The following is a 23,982-nucleotide window of genomic DNA, read 5'->3' as shown; positions in this document are numbered from 1 at the left end:
CCATGGCCCGAGAAACCGAAGATAAGTTCGTTGTCCGTATGCCCTTGGGCTTGCGCGATCAGCTAAAGCAAAAAGCCGCGCATAACCACCGCTCGGCCAACAGCGAGATCGTCTACCGGCTGGAGCGCAGCAACGAGCTCGAAGAAGAACTCGCGCGAGCAAACCGAATGGTCGACGAGCTCTTCGCCAAGAACCAGCGTCTGCAGGCAGAGCTGGCTGCGGCGAACACGCCTCAGGTTCAGGTGGCGGAGGCATGACGATGGCCAAGATAAACCCGCAAGATCTGCAAGATCTGAAAGACCGGCTACTTGCCCCAGGTTTCACCGCGCCGCCGGTTCTGGAGCAGTTGTCAGACCCGATCAGCGACACGCCCATGGTGCTGACACTCGACCAGGTCCTCCCCTGGCACGACAACCCCCGGACCACTCGAAACCCGAAATACGATGAGCTGAAAGAATCGATCCGGCATCGAGGCCTCGATACGCCGCCACCAGTGACTCGACGCCCTGGGGAAGACAAATACCGCATTCGCAACGGCGGAAACACTCGCCTGGAAATTCTCAACGAGCTCTACAAAGAGACCGGCGACGAGCGTTACTTCCGTTTCAACTGCCTGTTCAGGCCCTGGGACAAGCAGCGCGGCGAAATCATAGCGCTGACCGGTCACTTGGCCGAAAACGATTTGAAGGGTGACCTCAAGTTCATTGAGCGAGCCGTGGGCATTCAGAAAGCGAAAGCCTGGTATGAGGAGGAGAAAGGCGAACCGGTCGGCATCCGCGAGCTGTCACGGAAGCTCACCGATGACGGCTATCCTGTTTCACCCTCACACATCAGCAGGATGCTGGATGCCGTTGAGATACTGCTTCCAGCCATCCCTGTGATGCTGTATTCAGGGCTCGGTAAACCGCAAATCGAAAAACTCCTGTCACTCAGAAAGTCGGCATCCTCCTGCTGGACACGTCTATACGCCGGTGAAGGGATCGACTTCGAAATGATGTTCCAGGACACTCTGGCGATCTTCGACAGTAGCCCTGACGAATTCATTTTCGAGCGTTTCCAGGACGAACTCATCGACCAGATGAAGCGGCCCCTGGGCCTGCGTTATGACCAAATCCTGCTCGAGATCACCAACGGCCAGCAGGAACAGCGCCGGGGCACTCTGGTCGACCTGCCCGCACCTGCCGCACCACCTGAAATCCCACCAGTAGGGCAGGAAAGTCCTGCCGCGTCGACTACTGGACAAGCACAATCACAGAGCCCCGCTGCCGGCCTCCAAACGTCCAAGACCAATAGCCTCCCGGGTAATCCCTCTACCCCGCCAACTCCGCCGCTACCTGTACAACAGCAGCAACTGACCGACGAGGAGCGTGCTGAGCTCTTGGCAGGTCATATCGTGAGCCCGGTATCCACCAAGATCCAGCAGACTCGCCAACGGCTGGCCGCTCTCGAGGGTGAACATCTACCTGTCTTCGAGGAAACAGCTCTGCAGGCAATCCCGGTGCAAGTCGGCGGCCTGCACCCGATCACCGACCTCTGGTACATCGAGCGTTCGATCGACACCCCCGAAATCCTGCGACAGCACATCGCTGATCTGGCTGAAGAAATCGCTCTGCACGTCGGTGCCCCAGGCGAGATCGTCAGGATCCAGGGCGGTGTGGGTTACACGTATCGCGAGCCCAATGAAGACAATGAGATTACTGATTCAGCGCTGCACCTCATGACGCTGCTTCAAGCGCTCAGCGGCCAGGTCCAAGTCGTCCTGAATTCACACGACCAGCAGACCTGCCGCGACGCCCTGGGCGAGTTTCAATTCTCAGCTGGCCTCGCTCAGTTGCTGCTGGGCCAACCCACCACAGGCGATCAGCCATCCAGCCAGGCAGGCCGTCTCAATGACGAAGCCCTGGTGAAACTGTTCCGGATAATTCGTCTTGCCCGACGCCTGGTTGACCTTGAGCTGCTGCCGGCCGCCTCCGAGCAAGCAGCCACCGACCAGTGATTTCGCACGATTTGGGGAGGGATCGACATGTCGAAGTCGTTGATCAATGAAGCGGTCCTGACGCAGGTGATCAACCACCTGCGCAATGGGCAGTTCAAACGCTGCGCCGAAATGGGCCTGAAGCCAGAAATTCTGGCTCAGCTACAACAGCCGTTCGTCATGAGTCTCCTGACGAATACCCCCGTGTCGTGGGTCGAGGTGAGGGTGAACACCGACGTCATGGAAAAAATCCTGGCCACCGCCGAGCGCTCTCAGCAAGAGGAGCTGCAAATTGAGCGTGCTCTCAAACTCGGGGCTACCACCACGATGATTCAGAGCTTCTTCGGTCTATCGCCGGAAGACACTGCGACCAAGCGGCTGATCATGGCGATACACCCCCGACGGGGCCGCTGGCGTCAGCTCGACGGAACACTGGAACACCAGATCTGGTATCGCTGGGAGCACTTGATGCAAGAAAACCAGGTCAGCCTGGACGACAGCTTGGCGCTTCTCGACATCGCCATGATCTTGACCGAGGAAATCAACGCCGGCACAGATCAGGACAGCCCGGAGTTCATAAGCCTCGCCGTAGTTTGGTCGCTCATTCAGAGCTGGTTGAAAGACGGACTCTATTCGTCTGACAAATCGGGTCAGGCCCAAGCAGGTCAGCCCAGGTCTCCGACGACCCTTTATCTTGCCAGCGTCAGTTCACACCTGCCCCAATCTGCATCACAGGTGGACGCTGAAACAGAACGTCAACAACTACTGAACCTGGTTCAGTCGGAAGGCGACACAGCACCATGAGGCTGTCGCGCTTTCCCATCTCGACTCTGCTGGATTCGGCCTCGGGACATCTCGAGGCCCATTTGTATAAGAAGCGGCTTGCTGCCGAAAGCGGCGAACCGCTGGCTCAACAACATTCCGGCATCATTTTCAGCGGTAACCCGCATGAAACCGTTCCTCGGCGCCTGCTGCTGGATAAACGCCTCACCCCGCTGGAGCGGAACTGCTGGCAAGTGTTCCGCTTGCTCATCAACGACGACGGGCTGACCGCGTTCCCGACATACGAGCAACTGCGCCCTTATCTCGGCATGCAGCCGGGCAAGATCGCCTCGCGCGAAACCATCGCCAAGGCACTCACGGTCCTCCGTCTGACCCGCTGGCTCAGCCTCGGCCGACGCCTCCGCAACGACCTCAACGGGCAAGTACAGGGCAACGTCTACATCCTCCACGACGAACCGGTATCCCCGGCAGAAGCCCTGGAGCTGGACCCCGACTACATGCAGTTGCTGAGCCAATCTACCGGCCACGGCAACCGAGCCATACGCGAAATCGGCCAGATCACCTGGCGGGAGTTCAGGGATGACCCGGACGTTGGTCGCCGCCTCCCAACCCATCTGGAGAAGCTCGAGGGGCGCTTGAACCACCAGCAATGGGCTATCGATAGTCAGCTCGAAGCGGATCCAGCGGCAGAGTTCGGCATCCGAACTCTGCCCGATCTACCTCATTCAACCCCGAGTTCGGATGCCGAACTCAGTGAAATCAGCGGCAAGCAATGCGCTTTACCGCTGAGTTCGGATGCCGACCCCAGACAGAATCCGCCGAGTACGCCCTTGGTTCGGATGCCGAACTCATATAGTACGTATACATACAAACAAGATTCTGTATGTAAAAAGCCAGTACAACCGCGAACACGCGAGGAAGCACATCAGAACTGGCAGGGCCTCTTGCACGCACTGGAGGCCGAGCAACGGATCCAGGCGGTAAGCGCGCTCCGACGAGTGTCCGAGGATCTTCGGCTACCCATCATCGAGCAGTGGCAGCACCGATGTGCCGGCGGAACCGTCGGTAATCCGTTCGGCTACCTCATGACGCTCATCCAGCGTGCAGTCCAGGGAAAGTTCAACGCTTCTTGGGCTCCGGAAGAAACGGCTGAACGAACCATCCCAGCAGCGGAACGCCCCAGTCGTGCTCCGGCACCAACAAGCCCCACAACGCCTACACAGCCTCAGGTTCAGCCGAAGGGGGATACCCGGACAGGGAGCGAGGTCCTCAGCCGGCTCAAGGACCTCATTCGGCCCAGGCACGGATCGAGCGTGCCATCCGAGCGGGGTGATGAGCCATGAAATACTCACTGTCGAGCAAGGTGATTTTCCCTTGGGGCGACGCCGGCGGTGAGCTGAGTGGTGCCACTGGCAACACTCAGCTAGGAACCGACCTCGGTGCCGACGGCAAGTTGGGTGATGCGGGCCGTATCACTCCACCAGGTCCTGACCTCGGCGCCGGCGGCGAGTTGGGTGTTGCCACTGGCAACACTCCACCAAGAACCAACCTCGGTGCCGACGGTGCGTTTGGTGTTTCGGCCCGAAACACTCTGCCAGGTCCTGGCCTCGGCGCCGACGGGGAATTGGGTGTTGCCACTGGCAACACTCCACCAAGAACCAACCTCGGTGCCGACGGCAAGTTGGGTGATGCGGGCCGCATCACTCCACCAGGTCCTGACCTCGGCGCCGGCGGCGAGTTGGGTGTTGCCACTGGCAACACTCCACCAAGAACCAACCTCGGTGCCGACGGCAAGTTGGGTGATGCGGGCCGCATCACTCCACCAGGTCCTGACCTCGGCGCCGGCGGCGAGTTGGGTGTTGCCACTGGCAACACTCCACCAAGAACCAACCTCGGTGCCGACGGCAAGTTGGGTGATGCGGGCCGCATCACTCCACCAGGTCCTGACCTCGGCGCCGGCGGCGAGTTGGGTGTTGCCACTGGCAACACTCTGCCGGACCTGGCCTCGGCGCCGACGGGGAATTGGGTGTTGCCACTGGCAACACTCCACCAAGAACCAACCTCGGTGCCGACGGTGCGTTTGGTGTTTCGGCCCGAAACACTCTGCCAGGTCCTGGCCTCGGCGCCGAGGGCTATCAACTTCTCCCACCCAATAGGAACCGAAAAGATGTGCGACTCAATCGTGTATGCCCCTATGGACGAACTCGAATTCGAGCGGCTGCTAGGGCTGGCAACCCTATTCAACGACAACGATGAATGTCCTATCGACTTTACGGAGCTGCAGGAACTGAGCGAGCTGCTCGGCAAGCTCAAAAGTTGCGTCGACGTAGCGATAGACAACGCCCCTGAGGGGGCCAAGAGCTGAAGGAAGCCAACCTCCATGAGCCGCAAGCGGGATGATGATGAACCCGCACTGCCAGCGGAAATACCCCAGCGGCAAACCGTGTATTTCCTACTGCGCGCTCCTACCCCAATCAGCACGATGTGGCCGAACCCCTTCCCTATAAAGGAACACTGCACCATGGCTGAAACCCATCGGCTTCAGATCGGCTCTCTCCGCAGCGATGTCGCCCTGACGCTTCACACCTATCACGCCGCCCGCATCTGGACCGGCCGGCAGAAGTCGGATGCCAAGCACAGCATCCTCGGCCTCAGCGGCTTCTGCGCCTACGTGAATCGCATGCACCGCGGGGCAGCACTGGACGATCCGTACTCCGACTGGTGGCTGGTTCAGATCGAAGAAAAAGTCGAGAGCTGCCAAGCCGCGCTCAAGGCCATCGACCAGCGCCTGGATGACGTCATGGCCAAGCTGCCAGCGACCCTCGATATCTCCGAGAACTTGTCCGTCACACCGGTCAAGGTCCCGTTGTTCATCTCCAACCCTCTCGGCTTCAAGGCGGTCTATCTCTTGACCAACTATGACGAGCTCGCCCGCCGAATCCTGCTGGCCCAGCACGTCGGGCTGGTCGGTCGCCGCGACATGGAGGTCTGGCTCGACGAAGGCGCGTCGGTGCTGCGCAGCCTCTTTGGTCTGGCCCAGAGCTACCAGTTCACGGGCGCCACTCGCGACGACTTCGCCGCAAACAATGCTCGCGCCGAAGCCGCGCGGAAGATGTACGAGAAGTTCGGCGAGATCCCGCAGGACATCCTGGAGGGCACTCGACGCTCGAACTTCGCTCCGCCGATCACCCGGGGCCGCTCTGACGGTGATGCCGATGATGACGCTGACCGTGTCGAGCTCGAGGACTGATCGGAATGCGGCAGCTCAAGGACCAGCAAGGCGCTCTGCAACAAAGTGCCTTCCGCCCACTGCAACAAACTGCCTTCCAGGCGCTGCAACACAGTGCCTCACTAAAAGGCCTTTTAAAGCCTTTTAAAGGTAATAGGGAGCTGGCCCAGTTGGCGGAACAGTGCGAAGCCCTGGAGCAGGGATTGCGTGAACTTGCCCAGGGACTGCTGGCCCAGGTTCGTCGCCCTCCCTTCACTCTTCTGCCCACCCGACTCATCGAGCAGCGCACATCCGCCCACACAACCTTTCTTCGCTGGCAGCACATTGCAACCCGGCGGATGGGCGTCGGGGTGTGGGTGGAAATGCTGCGCCAGGACAGGACCCCGGAATACCTGCTGCAAGACCTCTACGAGATGGAGCTGCAGCGCATCACCCTCAACATGCAGATCAGCCTGATCCACTCCATCGGCAAGCAGGCCGCCGAGTGCGCGGAAAAGATGGGCCAGGCCGAGGCCGAGTTCATGGGCCGACTGCAGCAGGGTCAGACCCGCCCTGGTTCCGTGGGCATGTAGCTGTACCGCTCTACCTTCGACGAAACGATCACCAACGGAGAGACAACATGAGCAACATCAGCAGCAAGACCGTTTCCAACACCAAAGCCCAGCCCTCCACCGAGGTCAGCGTCGAGATCATCGGCGGCAAACCCACCACGACCAGCCTCGACGTCGCCAAGCATTTTCGGAAGAGGCACGACAACGTGTTACGGGATATCAAAAACTTGGAATGTCCCGAGGATTTTGCACTCCTCAATTTTGAGGAGTGCTCCCGCACGGGAGCGAACAACAGGCCAGAGCCATACGTGCGCATGACTCGCGACGGCTTCACCCTTCTCTGCATGGGGTTCACTGGCAAGGAGGCTATGCACTGGAAGATCGCTTACATCAACGCTTTCAACAAAATGGAACAGGTGCTCATCGAGCAACCCGAGATCCTCAGCCACAACCACCTGCTCCAGTTCGCCATTAAGACGCTCGACCTGAAGCGCGACCACACCCTCGGCGAGCCTGCACGCCCCAGGACAGAACAGGTCGTATGCAACTACCTGGCCGTCGAGTCCTTGGACGCGGCGAATCCCGAGCAGATCAAGCAGGCCCTGAACTTCCTCCAGGGTCAGATCATCGGTGAGGGTGTGGCCGCCAAATCCTTGCCCAGCGTGGCTGGTTCTTCCATCGCCAAGGACCTGCTCTACGGCTTGCTGCGCTCCGCTCATGACGCGGAGCTGCTGTTCAATTCCCTCTACGACAGCGGCGTCGAAAAGCTGGCCAGCGAAGTGTTCAAGGAGCACATGGCCAACACCTTGGCTGCAACGTCTCGGCAAACCCGTGAACTGCTCGGGTACGTGGCCAGCCGCGCCACTCGCTCCCCCTTCAAACCACGCTCCACCCACTAACCCCCTACTCAACCGACTGGAGATTCATCATGGCTACCCCCGTCTTCTGGGAAGGCAACATCGGCTCGGCGCCGGAGCACCGCAGCTTCCCGAACGGCAACAATCCCCCGCGGCAGTTGCTGCGACTGAACGTGATGTTCGACAACTCGATTCCCGATGGCCAAGGTGGCTACAAGGATCGCGGCGGCTTCTGGTGCAGTGTTGAGTGGTGGCATCAGGATGCCCAGCGTTTCGCCGAACTGTTCGCGAAAGGTATGCGCGTCAAGGTCGAAGGCAGGGCGATCATGGACCGCTGGCCCGACAAAGAGTCAGGGGAAGAAGTCCAGGCGCTGAAGGTCGAAGCCTCGCGCATTTCCATCCTTCCGCATCGCCTGGCCGAGGTCACCCTGTTGCCGTCTACCAACGGCCAGTCGACACAACATCAGCAGTCTCGGCAGGTGCCGCCGCAACCTGCTCAGCAGGATGCGCACTCGCAGCAGGACTACGACAGCGCCTTCGACGACGACATCCCCATGTAGCAGGCGGCTTAATTTTTGGCCGCCCATTCGTGAAGCTGCGGGTGGCAAGCACTACTCTTCGCCGCCCGCAGCCTCTTAAAAACACTCGAGCAACTGGATCAACCACAATGACTCGACCAGTACGAGGTGCCGTGTGTCAAAGAAAGCGACCGATACCGACAAGCTGGACAGACGACACTTCAACGATCCCCACCGGACTGTACGGGCTATTGGTGCTGAGGCCGCGCGGAAAGGGCTACGGGTGTTCGACTGCCCCTACAGTCATCCTGCGATGCGGGCGTCCTGGTTGAAAGGGTTTGCCCAGGAGCAGCAACAGCAGCTCGACTTCTGAAAACTGAGGTCCCTTTTCCCCTCGGTTCTTCCCGACGAGACCTGGCAGATGGACCTTTGCCCTACTTATTCGTCTTCCAGGGGTTCCAACTCCCCGTAGAGAGGGATCTCGTCCAAGTACATGTCTTCGGGACGGGCCAACTCATAGGCGCGGAGAATCTTCTGTGCCAGGGCAACTGCTTGATCCTTCGGAACAACTAAACGTACCAAGTCGGGATAGTGGGACTTCTCGGCCCAGATCGTTTGTCCTTTGCCTACTGTGAATTCGTGATCCTTTGTAGCCATGCTGGTTTCCTCGTTACTGAGCAGCCGAAGTGGGCTGCGGCCCAACCAGATACTCCCCGTCACGAAGCCAGGACTGCTCAGCACCGTTGAATGATTTGAATTTCCTTTCCCACCTCGCCTGGTTGAGCAGCACCGGGCGCGGCTCGGAGACACCGTTCTCGAAGTACCAAAACAGGCCATCGATCTCGGGCATCATTTCCTAAGTGCTCGAAAGTCGAGAACGCATCAACCTCATGGCAACTTCATTTTGCTGCTGCAGCTTGGCGTGTGTCGTTTCGCTCATTGGCAAACCATCAGGCTGAGCCAGATCCGTCAGGCCACCTAACCGACTGATCTGCGCGTGAATATCTCCGCACTCGATCTCTTCCTCGCCGGCCTGTTCAGACCTGATGAGCCATTCAAGCTGGGCAAGCTCTCGCTCTACAACGGTAAGAAGCGCTTGTTCCCAATTCTTATCCATGGTGCTCCGTATCTTCCTCGGTTACACGATTGGGACGACCCAGTCCTCAACTCTCAAGCCGGGTACGCGGTCGAACTCGCGGCGGTTATTGGTGACCACGATCAGGCCCTGAGAGCGGGCGTGCCCGGCAATCATCTGGTCATAGGGGCCGATTTGCTTGCCGAGGCGGGCCAGTTCAGCGCGGAGCTGGCCGGTGTGGGCGGCAGCTTCCTGGTCGTACTTGAGCACCTCCAGACGAGCAGCGAAGCCTTCCACGTCTGCAAGATTGCGCGAGGGGTTCGAGGACTTCTCTGCGCCGTAGATCAGTTCCATCAGCGTCACGGTGCTGATGCACATCTGGTCGTGGTGGCGCAGGAACGCCTCGCGCACCTCTTGCGGGCGGTTTTTGATGGTGAAGATGCAGATGTTGGTGTCGAGCATGAACTTGAGCATCAGAAAGTCTCGCGCTCCTGATCGGCAGGCTGTTCACGCTCTGCCATAAAGTCGGAGGTAACGCCCTCGCCATCGAACCAGCTATCCCAAGACTCGCCGGCAGGCGTGATGATTCTGGCGCGCCCCACAGCGACCACATCCACACGCTTAACGTCATCGGGAAGCGCGACTGCCTTGGGCAGTCTTACGGCCTGGCTACGATTGCTCTGAAAAACAGAACCTTGTTCCATGACACACCTCGCGGGATATATCAAACGTATATCCCATAGTATCCACCTCTCGGGATATGTCAATGGGATATACGACAATGGCTTTATAACGCGACCTCGAAGGCCCGCCGAATGGCGTCCTGACACAAGCCAAGCTAGGTCTTGGAATAGTCCAGGCAGGTGTGCCCGTTGCCCAGGAGCAGCAACAACAGGTCGCCTTCTGATCGATCCCGATCTACAGCACCTCCCGAAAACTGCAACAGCGCACCGTCCATTTCGCATTGTTGGCCCGCTCTCTGACAGCGACAGTTCGACCGACTGTTCCGAGAGACTCCGCCGATGCACCTTGTAATCATTGAAGCCCCGGGCAAGCTGAAAAAGCTGCGGTCCCTTCTCCCCTCCATTCGTCCCGACGTGACCTGGCAGGTCGAAGCGACTGCCGGACATATCAGAGACCTACCCGTTCACGGCCAGGATCCGCAGATGCTTACCGTCGGCGTAGGTCAGGATTTCAAACCCCACTACCAGATCCTTTCGGGCAAGGAAAAGACCGTCGCACGGCTGAAGGAGCTGCGGCAGAAAGCCGTGGAAGTCTACGTCGCATCCGACCCGGATCGGGAAGGCGAAAGCATCGGCTGGCACATCCTCCAGGCTGCTGGGATCAAGAACTACAAGCGCGTTGCCTTCAAGGAAATCACCAAGTCGTGCATCAGCGCCGAGCTCAGCTCGCCGCGTCGCCTGGACCTCCCGAAAGTCGCCTCGCAGGAATGCCGTCGCGTCATCGATCGCCTGGTGGGGTATCTGGTCACGCCAGAGCTGCGGCGCGTGATGGGCAAGCCAACCACCGCCGGGCGCGTACAGTCCGTCGCGGTGTACCTGGTGGTCCTGCGAGAGCGGGAGATTCGCGCCTTCACAGCAATCAAGCACTTCGGGGTGGAACTGGCCTTCGTTTCGCCCAGCGACGGCCGCACCTGGAAGGCGGAGTGGGATCCAGTGCCCACGTTTGCCAGCAAGGAATTTCCGTATGTCCAGGATCGTCAACTCGCAGAACTGGTAGGGGCTATACGCAATGTGATCGTCGAGACCTGCATTGATGGCGAAGAAACCGATACGCCTCCGGCGCCGTTCATATCCTCTTCGCTCCAGATGGCCGCCGGGAATGCACTGAAGTGGTCACCCGACAAGACGATGAAGATCGCCCAGCGGCTGTACGAACAGGGGCTCATCACCTACCACCGAACGGACAACCCCAATATCTCGAAGGACTCGATGCCGGATATCCGTGCTGTCGCCAAAGCCTTGGGGCTGAAGTGTGTAGAGCAACAGCGGATGTTCAAAGCGGACCAAGACGCCCAGGAAGGCCACCCCGCCATCACCCCTACCGACTGGATGGCCGCTTCCGCCGGTGAGACTGCTGATGAGCAGGCGCTGTACCAGCTCATTCGAGTCCGCGCGCTTGCCAGCCAGATCGAAGCGGCCGTGTACGCAGTGAGAACCATCACCCTCCTGGGCGTCGGCCCCGACAAAAAGCCGCTGCGCTTCGGCGCCAAAGCGAAGCTGTTGAACGTGCCTGGCTGGAGAAAACTGCTGCAGGGCGATGATGCCGAGGAGCAAAGGAACGAAACGCCTTCAAACCCCATCCCGGCGCTGGAGCCAGGCCAGATACTCAAGGTCTACAGCGGCGAGGTCCTGGAGAAGAAAACCACCCCTCCCAAACGCTTCACCGATGCCAGCCTGGTGGGCGAGATGAAGCGCCGCGGGATTGGCCGGCCATCCTCCTACGCCTCGATCGTGAAGAACATCATCGACAAGGGCCAGGTGCAGATGAAGGGACGAAGCCTGATCCCCGGTGAACTGGGCGAGGCCACCATTGCGCTCCTGGAGCACAACTTCAGCTTCCTCAGCCTCGACTTCACCCGCAACCTTGAGGTCGCCCTGGACCGGATCGCCAACAGCGAGGACACCTACATGAACGTGGTCCAGCAGTTCTACCAGCTCCTGCAGTCAGAGCTGCAGACGCTGCGCGCACACCCCAGCGCACAGGGCGACCCGCGAGCAAGCTCTACCGCCAGCGCTCCTACGGCGCCGGCCAGTGACTTCCTCTGCGGCAAGTGCGGTCTGCCCCTGGTCCACCGCAAGAAAGCCGGCAAGGGCGGCTTCGACTTCTGGGGTTGCAGCGGCTACCGCAGCACCGGCTGCAAGGTCAGCTACCCCACCAAGGACGGCCAACCTGACTTCGACAAACCGCGCGGGCTATAGGTAATACATGAACATGCAAACCAGCACCGACAGGAACCTCAATTTCGACTTCGTGCGCAGGCAAGTCGAGCAACCGCCAGCATGGGCCTCGGAGGTACTGCAATCGTGGGAGGAAGCCTACCCCCAGGAAAAGCACGCCTTCCTTCAAAGCCACTATTGGACCGAGACGGGATCGATCAATGTGTTCCGCGTCGTGGGTACCGACCGCAAAGACCACCGGGGAAGGTCCTGGATCGACTTCCTCACTGGCGGCAAGCGAATGCAGCGAAACCTCCAGGCCTTGCTGGACAACCCGAGCTACTACCTGCAGCCAACGGAGCGCAGGCCCGCGATCCACTACAACACGCTCGATGGCTTGAGTTTCTACGTCGGCTCCGACGGCAACCACCGCACCTGTATTGCTCGATTCTTCCTGGCCGAGCAGCAGAAGAGCCAGCTCCACGACGTGACGCTCAACCACTACCAGGTCAACGACGCCTTCTACCGCCTGTACGGGCAACTCCGGCAACAGATCCTGCTACAAGGGCTGCCTGTGCAAGTTCATCCGGAGCGCGTGCAGTTAGGCCGGGAAGATACTGCTGGCTGGAAGATGGATACCTACCAGACCACCCTGAACTGGCGGAACCTCAAGACTCAGCAGGAAAGGTCGCTGAACGAAGCCCAGGCGCGGGAGCAACTCATCGACCTCCTGCGTGGAAAGCCCTTTGAGGGACAATCACAAGGTTGGAAAGCTCGGCTGAAACTGCTTATTTCGGGCTGATCAGTTGATCGACCTTGCGCCGCCACTCCAGCCAGATACACTCAATGATACACGCCGCTTATCCCCCGACGTGTTCCCCCCCCCCGACAGGTCTGTTCCCCGCACCCAGCCCTGTCGGGGGTCTCCTATAAGACAGTAGCCATGAAAGCTATAATTTTCGGTATTGTCGGCCTACTGCTATTGGTAATAACCCTTAGCATCTACCTAATGTCTCAAGTCTGGTGAGGCCCAGAAATACAGCCCGCTTGAGCCGAATATTTTCGGTCGATCCGCAGTACCTCTACAGGCCACAGTGTTGCTCGCTTACACAGGAGCACGCGCGTGGCACCACTCGACAACGCCTCCCCTAGCGGGCCGCTACAGGATCCATCCCTGGCCCGCTACAGCGAACGGCAGCTCGCCGTTGCCAATACCTGGGCAACGCATTTCTCCCTCGCAGGGTCAGCTCGAACCAAGTTCATCCGTCACTACCTGCGCAGCACCTCTACGACCAGGTGCTGGTGCATCACCGTCGCTGCGGATAACGGTGCGCGTTACGCCATCATGCGCGCAGGGCCTCTGCTCCAGGTGTTCGACGGTCAATTGATCGGTGCGTGGGAATGCTTGCCTGCACATCGAGTCCCAGCAAGCATGCCATCCACAGCCGGGGCTTTGAAGCTGCTACAGCGCCTCCAGACGTTCGACGACGCCGTTGCTGTACTCAGCTCGTACACCAAGCGAGCTCACGACCTAGCTACCCAGATGGCTAGGGACGATCTCGGACTGCAACGTCGCCTCGTGTATCCGAGCCACAGCAACAAGCGCTACTACGCACCAAGGCGCCAGTTCTACTTGAAGCAGATCGGAGCGGTCTTGCGAACCTTCAGACAGGTCCTAAACCAAAACCTGCTGTTCGCCCTCCGCTCGGTTCGGTGCCTCTCGCCCCAGCTCTACAACTGGCTGGCTCAAGGCGACCAAGTGCGCCGGCTGCAAATGCTGAAGGCTCAGCCGATCTTGACGCCGCTACTGGTGGATTGCGAGGAGGGAGTCTGGCCTCACACGACGACCAACGACAACGGCGAGAGCATCTGCCATTTCCTTCCTTGCCCTTTTTCCCTGCTTGACAGTGAACGACCGCAGGCCGCCGCCGTGCCATGCGACTTGTACCTCGATATGGGCCGTATTCTTGGGCAGGTCGCGGACGAAGGGATTTCGGTCATCAACTTTTTCGCCTGGCTATTTCAGGCGCCACGGTCCTCGATTCGATTTCTTAGTCATGTCAGTCCCGGCCGTGCGGGAGGAGCTCTCTTCCATCGCAAACGGGAAGGCCGATATTCGGGATGGCATGCTCTCCTTATGGCAGCATCGCTAGGTAACCGGCGGCCGATCACTCGCGCTCAATGGACAGCATTCTATGCCACCTACAATGCGATCCCTTGGCAAGTTCACAACGCCAAGCCCGACTACAACCGTCTCTTCAACGGCTGCCCGTCTGATTGGCAGGATCCGGCATGGCTTGCAATCACTGCACGGCTGAGAGATATCAAGGAGTTCTATACCGCCCTCGACCAGGGGAACTCACAGGTTGTTCGGCAGGCGCGCAGTACCCTGAAAGCGTATCTGGGTCATTGTACCTACCGACAGGCTGGCAACCTGGTGGACGACTACCACCAGGTCCAGAGGGAACTGCGCGCCACAGTACAGAGCAGCCTGCCCGATCTGGTCGACACCGACGAGTACACCACCTGGGAGGGAATGCTGCCTGTCGGCCTTATCGCTTGCCCCAATGGCCTGCAGATCGTCGAGCTCCGCTGCCCTGCCGATCTCTATGCCGAACATATCGCGCTGTCCCATTGCATCGATAGCTACGACCAGGCCGCCTACCGAGGAGACTGCCGACTACTCTCAGTACGTGAGGCTGGCCGTCCGCTGGCCTCTGCCGAACTGGAGCTCAGGCGTGAGCATGGCGAGCCTTTAGGTAGGCCCTGGAATCCCAAGCACCTTTCCACGGTGCAACTGCGCGAATTCGATAATGACCCCGTGCCGGCCGACTCTCCTGCCGGCCAGGCATACCGCTGGTTCATGGAACGGATTCGCTCTGGAGCCATAGCGACGAACCTGAACTGGCCCGACATGACCGTCTACATGACGCGCTTCGCCGATGGTCGCTGGAAGGCGGGCCTCGCCGAAGCCACGGCGAAGTGGCTGCTCACTCGGTTGGAAAACCGATGAGCCGTCCACGTCTGGTCAACCGTACCTCCGCGACACCTTCGACGCTTCTGCAGCGGGCTATCTTCGACGGCTACGACTTCGGCTTGAAGATCCCCTACATCGCAGGCAGCAACCGCGCGCTGCTGGAACTGTCCGGCTTCTTCATCAGCGCCCGGGAGCATCCGTTGCACCGCTACTGGCGGGTCCCCAAGGGCAAGTTGCTGCCCGAGCTGGACTCGCTGTACAACCGACTCGCCGAGCTCGTTGGAGGCCTCCACTCACAGTCCTGGCGGGACTTCAGCGGCATGGTCGAATCTGCACAGGCCTCGCTTGACCGACAGGCCTTCACCTGGGGTTTGCTGCTGCGCATCGCGCCGCTGGCCGAGGGCGGCGTCTTGCTGTCAGGCGAGTTCCATCCCGGTGTGGTGGCGGTGGCTCGGCGGATGCGCGGGGTGTTCCTGCGCCCATCGAGCTCCTGGCGCATCGACGCCACAACTGAGCTGCTCCGCAGCAACCTGATCCTGGAGCTTGGCCTCGCCGAGGAACAATTCGAGATCCTGGATACCGTCCAGGAGCTGCTCAGCGACGGTAGCTTCGCGCCGGCGACCGAGCTGCCCAGCATGAGCATCGGCGGTCCACAGCAGGAACCGGCAGCGCCATCCCTGGAGGACGAGTCAGCTTGTGACATCTACCTCGCCGCGGTGCCAGAGATCGAGCGCACCGAGTACAGCTCGGCTGATATCGAGGCGGCGCTTCAGGGCTACTCGCTACTGGCCCACCAGCCTGCCGGCATCGCTCACCTGCTGCAGAGAACCAGCGCCCTGTTGGCCGACGACATGGGGTTGGGCAAGACCCGCCAGGCGGTCATCGCCGCTTCGATCCGCGCGGCGGGCAGGCCAATTCTGGTCATCACCCTGGCCACCCTGTTGATCAACTGGCAGCGCGAAATCCAGCATGTCTATCCCTCGGCCACCGTGGCCATCCAGCAGGACAACCCAGAGGCGCAGTGGATCCTGGTCAACTACGAGCAGTTGAGCCCCTTCGTCGCCAACGCTTCACGCTTCGCCGTGATGGTCATCGACGAGGCGCAGCGGATGAAGGAACCGACGGCGCAATGCACGCGGCACGGTTTCGACATTGCCGCCCAAGTGCCGAACCGCTACCTGCTTACCGGCACGCCGGTGCTCAACCGTGAAACCGAGCTGCACACCCTGCTTCGCCTCTCAGGCCACCCCATCGGCCAACTGCCGCTGAAAGAGTTCTGCGACCGTTTCGCCGGCAACCCGGAATTCCGCCAGAGCCTGCGGGCGGAGCTGGGCGATTGGATGCTGCGCAGGCGCAAAGATGTGCTGCCCAGCCTCAAGGGCAAGCAGCGGCAGTTGCTGACGGTGGCCTTATCCCCCGAGGAACGGAAGCAGTACGACGTGCTGCGCCTCGAGGACCGACCGGTCTTCGCGCGACTCGGCGCGCTGCGGCGTTACCTGGAAACGGTGAAGGTACGCGTGGCGATGGACCTGTTGAGCGAGCTCGACGCCGAGGACAAGGTGATCCTGTTCTGCGAGTTCAAGCCGACCGTGGCTGCGCTGAAGGAACTCTGCGAGCAGGCCGGGCATGGCTGCGTCACGCTGGTGGGCAATGACTCGCTCACCAAGCGGCAGAAAGCGATCGATCGCTTCCAGCAGGATCCCGACTGCCGGGTGTTCATCTGCACAACGGCGGCCGCCGGGACGGGCAACAACCTCACTGCGGCGAACTACGTGTTTTTCCTCGGTCTGCCCTGGACTCCCGGTCAGCAGGAACAAGCCGAGGACCGCGCGTACCGCAACGGCCAGCTCCGCATGGTGGTGGTGAAGATCCCACTGGTTGAGGGCACGATCGACGAGCAGTTGTGGCAGCTGCTCAACGCGAAACGCCAGGTAGCCCAGGACCTCATCGAGCCAGAGCAGGTTGACGGCAATCGCGCGCGGCTGGCGGCAAGCCTAGCCGAGGGCTAAGTGCCGCAGGATAAAAAGATATACCCACCAACCGAGTATTTCTTGCTGACCCTCGCCCCAACAGGAAGCAAGCTTCAGCGTAACGACTATCCAGCAGGAGCCCGCTGAAATGAGATTCGAGCAACCCTCTCCAACTATCGACTACCGACGAAATATGATTCTGCAGGCGCTACTAAAAATAGACATACTCTACGAACTAACCCAAGCCGCCTCTCCTAAGCTGCTAGCGAATATTAGGGAAGCGCTAACCGACCCAGATAAAATTTGCGAAATGGTGACCACGGTCGCCTTATATTATCTTCACCGGGAGCCTACGGTACCGGCGTTATACATAGAACTCGTCGAGGATGGAGTTACACGGCACCCATTCACCCTCGACGAGATAGAGGCAGTGATGAACTCAAAAATCAAGGAAGTACTCCTACCCCACTCTTGAGTGAGCCATGTCCACACGCCGCTTTCGCTTCATATAGTAGTTGTAAAATTTCGCACCATCGAGAATTATCTTTTTCTCATATAAGAATTTAGCTGTATCGACTGACTCTCCCGGAGGGATCTCTACAATCCGCACAGTAATGGACTCTGTACCACCATCTCTCATCGACTCCGCGTGACCGAAGAATAGCAGCCGTATCTTGGAGCGGCTGCCACCTTTCCTTCGGACATAGATAAATCGCCCGTAACGCTTGGCCTCAAAACCTTCGGAAAGAGCATTTATCTTCTCTGCAACCTCATCACTGACCGAGCAACCAAATATATCCTTGGACTCTGTCATGTACGCGAACGCATAGGGCAGGTTGTAAAGATTAATCGCCTTATACTCGTATCCCTTATTTTTGGCAAAATCGTCAAGCATATCCTCCAAAACACGGTCTACGAACCTGACCCCTACATCAGTTTCAATAAATGAGACGACCAGATCAAACGCCATCACTAGCGCCTGCTTTACCTCATCAATTTTCCTCCTCTGAGAGGGAGGGCGCCGAACCCTATCGTCCATATTCGATGAATTGGTAAGATCGCAGTTTAGATATTCTCCCTCATCATAGTTAGCAACACCACGAACATTTCCTTTGTAGTGTTTAGCATAGAAGCTACCGCTGCGCGTCTCAGTTGCAGTCCTATTCACCATAACTGTTGGATTCTTGCACGAGGGACAGATCGCATAGGATCTCAAAACCCCATTCACACTTTGAACATACGGCTCCTTTCTATTTGTTCGCCTGTAATACTCATCCTCGGTCAGGGGAATAGGCTCACCAGGATTATTAATAAGTGCAAATACGTTCATCCGAGTCTCACTTCAAAATTGGACAGTAAAACCAATGACGCCAGTTTCAAACAAGGCTGCAACAACATCACGCAGTATGCCTCAATGACCCTTGCAAAGACGCTCCTTCACATACCTTAGTGTCTCGTTGACCAACGACCGTGAGCGTCACAGCCACGTAGATGAAAATACCCTGGCCTTTCGCCGAGTATTTCCTGCTGAGGCATGGCGAATGCCACTGTGTGCCCCATCATCAAAGGGGGCCTCAATGACCAGGCAGTTGACCACTCTCACGCTGTGCCTGCTGCTCGCCAGCTGCACGATCCACAAGGCTGAGCCGGCCTGGCCCACCTTCGACAGCAGCCGCAATCCAGACCTGCTCTCTCTAAATCTGTACCCGTACGGTGTACGTCCGAAGAAGTAACCCCAGTGCACCCTGGGTGCTGTTGCTAGACCTGATGAGCCCCCAGCCTGATGGTGAGCACGTTTTGATGGCGTAGGTCTCGACGTGAATCTCCCGTTTAGCATGAACCTGGACATCGAGAACGCACATAGCTGTTTCCGCGCCCGCTATCCCTATCTTGGCCCTTGAATGGTGTCGCGGATCAAGTAGCTGTTTTCTGCGGAGAGGCTCACATACTCAGCGTGAATTTTGAGCACATGAATTCGTTATTAGAAATATATAGCCACTAGGAAATACCAGGGTGGGCTCAGACAACCCCATTCCTGAATATCTAGTTTAAGCAGCCGTACTTATTGCCACTACATTACAGCGCATTGACGTGTCTTCTGAGTGCATTGCCCGCACATTGAAGCTTTGGGGTTCAATTTTCAGCGCTGAATCGGCACTGTTTCTGTACCACACTCACCAATGGAGAAGTCTAAATGTCCAATGACAACGAACTACCTGGTTCCATGGTTATTGTCGCACAAGGTCCAGACGATCAATACGCATACGAGGTTCCCCCAATCGATAGCGCGGCCGTTGCCGGGAATATGTTTGGTGACTTGATTCAAAGGGATATATATCTACAGAAAAACATTCATTATCCAGTCCGATCTATTGTTGAACAAGGAACAAAGGAAAAGAAAGAGATCAACAAGAAAGTATCTGACCAAGTCGATGGCTTGCTAAAGCAGATCACTCAAGGAAAAAGGGAAGCCACAAGGCAAGAGCGAGTCGATGTCATGTCGGCTGTCCTGCACAAGATGGAATCTGATCTTGAAGGATACAAAAAGACCTTTACCAAAGGCCCATTCATTGACTACGAAAAGCAGTCAAGCCTCTCCATCTATGAGGCCTGGGTCAAGATCTGGGAGAAGAACTCTTGGGAAGAAAGAAAGAGGTACCCTTTTCAGCAGCTTGTTAGAGATGAACTGGAGCGGGCGGTTGCCTACTACAAACAAGACTCACTCTCTGAAGCGGTAAACGTGCTAAGACAGGAGCTCAACAAGCAAAAAGCGCTAAAGGAAAAAGAGGACCTCTCTCAATTGGAGCGGGACTATAGAACCCGAAAGGCGAATCTCGAGATGAAAGTACAATCCGAGCTTGATCAAGCGGGAAGTGCTTTGCCTCCATTGGTCAGCCCAACGCCAGAACAATGGCTTGAACGTGCCACAAGACTGGTTACGCAAGCAATTGCTGATAAAAAGCAGCTGCAGACCACAAACAATACTCTTATCAAGAATGCCCCAACCCCTCTAGAAAAGCAGAAAGCCATCTACAATGGTGAGCTACTTGTGGATGAGTTAGCCAGTCTACAAGCCCGCTTAGATAAGCTGAACGCCGAAACGACACGACGCAGGACAGAAGCAGAACGCAAGGCGGCCGAGGAACAAGCGTTGCAAGATGCTGTTAAATTTACTGCCGACTTTTATAAGGTAGTAACTGAGAAATTTGGCGCACGAACATCGGAGATGGCGCGCCAACTGGCCGAAGGCGCCAGGGGGAAAAATATCAGGAGTTCGGCGGAAGCAATCAAGTCGTTTGAAAAGCACAAAGATGCGTTAGATAAAAAACTTAGCCTTAAAGATAGGCAAGCCATTGCCAAAGCCTTTGACTCTCTAGACAAGCAGATGATGGCGAAGAGCCTTGAGAAATTTAGCAAAGGCTTTGGAGTTGTAGGCAAAGCTATTGACGCCGCCAGTCTGTACCAAGAGTTCAAGAGATCTACGGAAACCGGGGACTGGAAACCACTCTTTGTAAAAGTTGAAACACTAGCTGCTGGTGCGGCCGCCAGTTGGCTTGTGGGTATTGCATTTGCCACGGCAACAGCCACTCCTATAGGCATTCTGGGGTTCGCACTGGTAATGGCAGTTACCGGGGCGATGATTGACGAAGGCCTTCTAGAAAAAGCAAACAACCTTGTAATGTCCATTTAAAACCAAGCCAGGCCTCGTTAAATCCTACGAGGCCTTTCCGTATTTATAGAATAAAAAAATCATCCCCAAGGGGATTGAAAACAAATAACAAGACAAATAAAAGACTGCATACAGACCTGTTTTGGCAGGGGTTTCGGAGAAAAAGCCCGTGACCCAGAACTCCCTTTCCGTATATTTTAAAGCGAAGTCTTCAACAAGCCTTACCGAGAAAGGAAACAGGATAGTACTGAATCCAGCCACTACCAAGGGGTCAACTGATGCCAGGCTGGGAAAAACGGAGCCTTTCCAAGCCACTAAAGCAAAGAAAAAAGCTCCCCAGAAAAACTTAGCCCAGTAGTATTTAAAGCTCAATTAGCACCCCGTACTGTCAGACCTGAATTCAACAAAGCGCTCTAAACGAATAGAACTCCTATCTTATCCATTTCTAACAACGATTCCCACCTAGCTCGCTTTAGGCGTAACATGAAAAACCTTCATCGTTCCTAATCCGTTTCCCTTACGCCTGCCTCGTTCACCCTCTGCCTAGTCATCGAGAAATCCCCTCCCCTGTTGCCGAGTATTTCCTGCTGAAGCATGGCGGATGGCCTGCCACTGTGTGCCCCATCATCAAAGGGGGCCTCAATGACCAGGCAGTTGACCACTCTCACTCTGTGCCTGCTGCTCGCCAGCTGCACGACCCACAAGGCTGAGCCGGCCAGGCCCGCCTTCGACAGCAGCCGCAATCCAGACCTGCTCTCACCGGACCTGTACCCGAATGGCGTACAGCCGGAGAAGGAGCCCGTCGTGCGCTACGGGCGTTACACCCTGGTCAGCACCCAGCCGGACGCTGGCCAGCGCGACCTGATGGCACAGATTATCGACGTGACCATCCCGTCGAGCATGAACCCGAGCGTCAAAGATGCCATGCAGTACGTGATGAGCCGCTCGGGTTACTCGCTGTGCCCGGCAGAGGCCGGTCATGTGAACATCCTCTACACCCGGCCGCTGCCGGCGGCTCAGTACAAGCTCGGCCCCATGACCCTGCGCAACACCCTCCAGGTCCTCTCCGGTCCAGCCTGGCAGGTTAAGGTCGACGAAGTGGCGCGGCAGGTCTGCTTCGTGCTGCGCCCGGGCTATCAACTTCCCCCGGCGCCGAGGCCGAAACCGGTCCAGCAACTGTATGCGAAGCCCGCTGCCCCAACTCCAGCGGCGGTAGCGCAACCCTCCTCCACGGAAAAAGTCAGCACGCTGGAGTCGCCCGTCGTGGTCGCCTCGGTGCCAACGCCGGCGCCGATCACAACCAGCCCCGCTCCGACCAAGAAGCCTGAATCCACCACTGTGCTCCCCCCAGCCGCACCGGCCAAGGATGGCCACCCCTCTTCTCCTCCCGCGGCTTCGGCACCGATCAAGCCCCTGGCTTCCGCCGTGAAGTCCACGCCGCCCACTCCGGCCACCGTGGCTTCCGCCCCTCCGGTCAAGGTGCTCACGCCGACAGAGCCGAGCCGGCAGTTGACACAGTCCTGGTCAGCCGAAACGGGATCAACCCTGCGCGACACCTTGGAAGCCTGGGCCAAGCGCGCACGCTGGACCGTCCGCTGGGAGCCGCAGGATCTCAACTATCCGATCGAAGCTCCTCTGACCTTCCACGGCTCCTTCGAGGACGCGGTATCCGAGCTGTTCCCGCTGTATGACGCTGCCGAACGGCCCTTCCTGGTGAACGCCAGCCGGCCGCAGTCCCTGATCATCATCAAGGAGCGCAAGAACTGATGCGTGCCCCCCTGAAGAACCTCTTGCCTTGCCTCCTGATCCCCGCGCTGGCCAGTTGCTCGGTCACGCGGGTGAACGAGTCGGCGGATCGTGTCGAAGCTACGGCAGATTCCGCGTCGACGATCGCAGCACAGATGCGCAACACCCGACCGGATCGCCGCGATACGGTGGTGTTCTCCGACAAACCCTGGATCAGCACGAAGCCCCTGAGCGTTTCGCACACCTTGTCCAGTGACTGCATCGTGACGTGGCGCCCTGCAGGCGCAGCGTCGCTGCAGGAGGCCGCCCAGGAAGTCATCAACCAATGCCACCTGGCGGTCAGTATCACGCCCGACGCGCTGAACCCGGCCGCTTTTGCCCTGCAACCTCAGCAGCGCGCGAGCAACGCCCCGCCGCCCATCCAAGGCGGCCAGGACATGGCCACCATGCTGTTTCCTGCCTCCGTCGCCAACGGCATGTCCCTAGGTGCCGGCGGCAGCATGGGGTCGAGCTTCGGGTCCTACGGCCCGCGGTCGCTGTACAACATCAAATGGAACGGCAAGGTCAGCGGGTTCCTCGATCTCATCGCCGCCCGCGCCGGCGTGTCCTGGCGCTACAACCCAACCGAGAAACGGGTCGAGTTCTACTATCTGGACACTCGGACCTTCCGCATCTACGCCTTCGACGACGTCAACACGGTGGACTCCACCGTGCGTTCCGGTATGACGACGGCCGCCGGCATCAGCGGGGACGGCTCCGGATCCACCGGACAGAATGGCAGCTCCGGCATCAGCGGCGACTCCGGCAGCAAGCAGACCACCAGCTCGGAGCTGAAGACATCGATCCTCAGCGACATCGAGAACAGCATCAACTCGATGCTGACGCCGAGCATGGGACGCATGTCGCTGTCGCGTGCCACGGGCACCCTGACCGTCACCGACCGTCCAGAGGTGCTCAACCGTGTCCAGCAGCTGGTCAACCGGGAGAACGAGAGCATCACCAAGCAGGTGCTGCTGAACGTCAACGTGCTCTCGGTTGCCCTGACCGACAAGGATCAACTGGGGATCGACTGGAACCTGGTCTACAAGTCGCTCAACAACAAGTGGGGCATCGGCCTGAAGAACACCATGCCGGGCATCGATCAAAGCGCGATCTCCGGCTCCGTGAGCATCCTGGATACCGCCAACAGCGCCTGGGCAGGATCCAAGGCCATGGTCCAGGCGCTGGCCCAGCAGGGCCGCGTCTCGACCGTCCGCTCCCCGTCCGTAACCACGCTCAACCTCCAGTCGGCGCCGATCCAGATCGGCCGCTACGACAGCTACCTGGCCTCCAGCCAGATCTCCAACGTCGCCCAGGTCGGCAGTACCACCTCGCTGATCCCGGGCGCCGTGACCAGCGGCTACAACATGAGCCTGCTGCCGTTCGTGATGGAAAGCGGCGAGATGCTGCTGAAGATCAACATCAACATGACCTCCCGGCCGACGTTCGAAATGCAGACCAGCGGGGACTCCAAAGCCCAGTTCCCGAGCTACGACATACAACTGTTCGACCAGAAGGTACGCCTGCGCAGCGGCGAGACCTTGGTACTCTCCGGCTTCGACCAGACCACCGAGGACACCAACAAGGTCGGCACCGGCGACGCTGGGTTCTTCGGGCTTGGCGGCGGGCTGACCCGCAATACCAAGCGCGAGGTCATCGTGGTGCTGATCACCCCCGTCGTGCTGGGCTGAA

At 58.5% G+C, this 23,982-nt stretch carries 24 protein-coding genes; 18 read left to right on the top strand and 6 right to left on the bottom strand.

Annotated features, from left to right (window positions below):
* Positions 1-2: 2 nt before the first annotated feature.
* From FOC67_RS02300 to crpP, 10 genes are all read left to right on the top strand, one after another.
* The gene (locus FOC67_RS02300; protein WP_009316384.1) at positions 3-257 is read left to right on the top strand and encodes an Arc family DNA-binding protein; all 255 of its coding nucleotides are present in this window, start codon (positions 3-5) and stop codon (positions 255-257) included.
* Positions 254-1,996, top strand: coding sequence for a ParB family protein (locus tag FOC67_RS02295; RefSeq protein ID WP_174707704.1), 1,743 nt, complete (start codon positions 254-256; stop codon positions 1,994-1,996). The genes FOC67_RS02300 and FOC67_RS02295 overlap by 4 nt, the downstream gene beginning before the upstream one ends.
* Positions 1,997-2,023: 27 nt before the next feature.
* Entirely contained in the window at positions 2,024-2,779 is a 756-nt protein-coding gene (locus FOC67_RS02290; RefSeq protein WP_009315870.1) for a DUF2857 domain-containing protein, read from the top strand.
* Positions 2,776-4,101 (top strand): STY4528 family pathogenicity island replication protein, encoded by a 1,326-nt coding sequence (locus FOC67_RS02285; protein WP_009315868.1) that lies wholly within the window; start codon positions 2,776-2,778, stop codon positions 4,099-4,101. The genes FOC67_RS02290 and FOC67_RS02285 overlap by 4 nt, the downstream gene beginning before the upstream one ends.
* The gene (locus FOC67_RS29685) at positions 4,098-5,123 is read left to right on the top strand and encodes a hypothetical protein (protein ID WP_256679269.1); all 1,026 of its coding nucleotides are present in this window, start codon (positions 4,098-4,100) and stop codon (positions 5,121-5,123) included. The genes FOC67_RS02285 and FOC67_RS29685 overlap by 4 nt, the downstream gene beginning before the upstream one ends.
* Positions 5,124-5,279: 156 nt before the next feature.
* Entirely contained in the window at positions 5,280-6,008 is a 729-nt protein-coding gene (locus tag FOC67_RS02270; protein ID WP_009315862.1) for a PFL_4669 family integrating conjugative element protein, read from the top strand.
* Between the two features lie 5 nt (positions 6,009-6,013).
* A complete protein-coding gene (locus FOC67_RS02265; RefSeq protein WP_009315860.1) occupies positions 6,014-6,559 on the top strand; it encodes a DUF3158 family protein in 546 nt (181 codons plus the stop codon).
* A gap of 47 nt (positions 6,560-6,606) precedes the next feature.
* Positions 6,607-7,437, top strand: coding sequence for a phage regulatory protein (locus FOC67_RS02260; protein ID WP_009315858.1), 831 nt, complete (start codon positions 6,607-6,609; stop codon positions 7,435-7,437).
* A gap of 29 nt (positions 7,438-7,466) precedes the next feature.
* Positions 7,467-7,955: a single-stranded DNA-binding protein gene (locus tag FOC67_RS02255; protein WP_003105748.1), complete on the top strand. Its 489-nt coding sequence runs from the start codon at positions 7,467-7,469 to the stop codon at positions 7,953-7,955.
* Between the two features lie 133 nt (positions 7,956-8,088).
* Positions 8,089-8,286 carry an ICE-associated protein CrpP gene (crpP, locus tag FOC67_RS02250; RefSeq protein ID WP_003109353.1) on the top strand — a complete coding sequence of 66 codons (198 nt, stop codon included), beginning with the start codon at positions 8,089-8,091 and terminating at the stop codon, positions 8,284-8,286.
* Positions 8,287-8,351: 65 nt separating this feature from the next.
* Here crpP and FOC67_RS02245 read toward each other — a convergent pair whose 3' ends face one another.
* The 4 genes from FOC67_RS02245 to vapB form a co-directional block, all read right to left on the bottom strand.
* Positions 8,352-8,570 carry a hypothetical protein gene (locus FOC67_RS02245; RefSeq protein WP_003105747.1) on the bottom strand — a complete coding sequence of 73 codons (219 nt, stop codon included), beginning with the start codon at positions 8,568-8,570 and terminating at the stop codon, positions 8,352-8,354.
* A gap of 199 nt (positions 8,571-8,769) precedes the next feature.
* Positions 8,770-9,030, bottom strand: a complete 261-nt coding sequence (locus FOC67_RS02240) for a hypothetical protein (protein ID WP_003105742.1) — start codon at positions 9,028-9,030, stop codon at positions 8,770-8,772.
* Positions 9,031-9,051: 21 nt separating this feature from the next.
* On the bottom strand, positions 9,052-9,462 hold the full coding sequence (vapC, locus tag FOC67_RS02235) for a tRNA(fMet)-specific endonuclease VapC (RefSeq protein ID WP_003105740.1): 411 nt from the start codon (positions 9,460-9,462) through the stop codon (positions 9,052-9,054).
* A complete protein-coding gene (vapB, locus tag FOC67_RS02230) occupies positions 9,462-9,692 on the bottom strand; it encodes a type II toxin-antitoxin system VapB family antitoxin (RefSeq protein WP_023132185.1) in 231 nt (76 codons plus the stop codon). Before vapB ends, vapC begins: the two co-directional genes overlap by 1 nt.
* A gap of 318 nt (positions 9,693-10,010) precedes the next feature.
* On the opposite strand from vapB, the gene topA reads away from it, so the two are divergent.
* The 5 genes from topA (at position 10,011) to FOC67_RS02205 (ending at position 17,310) form a co-directional block, all read left to right on the top strand.
* Entirely contained in the window at positions 10,011-11,930 is a 1,920-nt protein-coding gene (topA, locus tag FOC67_RS02225) for a type I DNA topoisomerase (RefSeq protein ID WP_031627730.1), read from the top strand.
* A 13-nt stretch (positions 11,931-11,943) separates the two neighbouring features.
* A complete protein-coding gene (locus FOC67_RS02220) occupies positions 11,944-12,690 on the top strand; it encodes a hypothetical protein (protein ID WP_236079791.1) in 747 nt (248 codons plus the stop codon).
* Between the two features lie 321 nt (positions 12,691-13,011).
* The gene (locus FOC67_RS02215; RefSeq protein ID WP_009315844.1) at positions 13,012-14,901 is read left to right on the top strand and encodes a hypothetical protein; all 1,890 of its coding nucleotides are present in this window, start codon (positions 13,012-13,014) and stop codon (positions 14,899-14,901) included.
* The gene (locus tag FOC67_RS02210; protein WP_009315842.1) at positions 14,898-16,874 is read left to right on the top strand and encodes a DEAD/DEAH box helicase; all 1,977 of its coding nucleotides are present in this window, start codon (positions 14,898-14,900) and stop codon (positions 16,872-16,874) included. The genes FOC67_RS02215 and FOC67_RS02210 overlap by 4 nt, the downstream gene beginning before the upstream one ends.
* A gap of 109 nt (positions 16,875-16,983) precedes the next feature.
* Positions 16,984-17,310 carry a hypothetical protein gene (locus FOC67_RS02205; RefSeq protein ID WP_009315840.1) on the top strand — a complete coding sequence of 109 codons (327 nt, stop codon included), beginning with the start codon at positions 16,984-16,986 and terminating at the stop codon, positions 17,308-17,310.
* Here the strand turns inward: FOC67_RS02205 and FOC67_RS02200 are convergent.
* Positions 17,296-18,165: a hypothetical protein gene (locus tag FOC67_RS02200; RefSeq protein ID WP_009315838.1), complete on the bottom strand. Its 870-nt coding sequence runs from the start codon at positions 18,163-18,165 to the stop codon at positions 17,296-17,298. The two genes, FOC67_RS02205 and FOC67_RS02200, sit on opposite strands and share 15 nt — an antisense overlap.
* A 1,167-nt stretch (positions 18,166-19,332) precedes the next feature.
* Between FOC67_RS02200 and pyoS5 the strand changes: the two genes are divergently transcribed.
* Positions 19,333-20,526, top strand: a complete 1,194-nt coding sequence (gene pyoS5, locus FOC67_RS29890; protein WP_108913459.1) for a pyocin S5 — start codon at positions 19,333-19,335, stop codon at positions 20,524-20,526.
* A gap of 24 nt (positions 20,527-20,550) precedes the next feature.
* On the opposite strand, the gene FOC67_RS29885 is transcribed toward pyoS5, so the two are convergent.
* Positions 20,551-20,766, bottom strand: coding sequence for a colicin E1 family microcin immunity protein (locus FOC67_RS29885; protein ID WP_372242499.1), 216 nt, complete (start codon positions 20,764-20,766; stop codon positions 20,551-20,553).
* A gap of 381 nt (positions 20,767-21,147) precedes the next feature.
* Here FOC67_RS29885 and FOC67_RS02185 point away from each other — a divergent pair, with 381 nt between their 5' ends.
* Together FOC67_RS02185 and FOC67_RS02180 are read left to right on the top strand one after the other, a co-directional pair.
* Complete coding sequence (locus tag FOC67_RS02185; RefSeq protein WP_009315833.1) at positions 21,148-22,272, top strand: TcpQ domain-containing protein; 1,125 nt, start codon at positions 21,148-21,150, stop codon at positions 22,270-22,272.
* Positions 22,272-23,981 (top strand): PilN family type IVB pilus formation outer membrane protein, encoded by a 1,710-nt coding sequence (locus FOC67_RS02180; protein WP_009315831.1) that lies wholly within the window; start codon positions 22,272-22,274, stop codon positions 23,979-23,981. The genes FOC67_RS02185 and FOC67_RS02180 overlap by 1 nt, the downstream gene beginning before the upstream one ends.
* Position 23,982 lies beyond the last annotated feature (1 nt).

It is taken from the genome of Pseudomonas sp. FDAARGOS_761 (assembly GCF_013343155.1).
GTDB lineage: Bacteria > Pseudomonadota > Gammaproteobacteria > Pseudomonadales > Pseudomonadaceae > Pseudomonas > Pseudomonas aeruginosa.
Note: the sequence above shows the minus strand (reverse complement) of the source record. Positions and strands in the feature narration are given on the sequence as shown.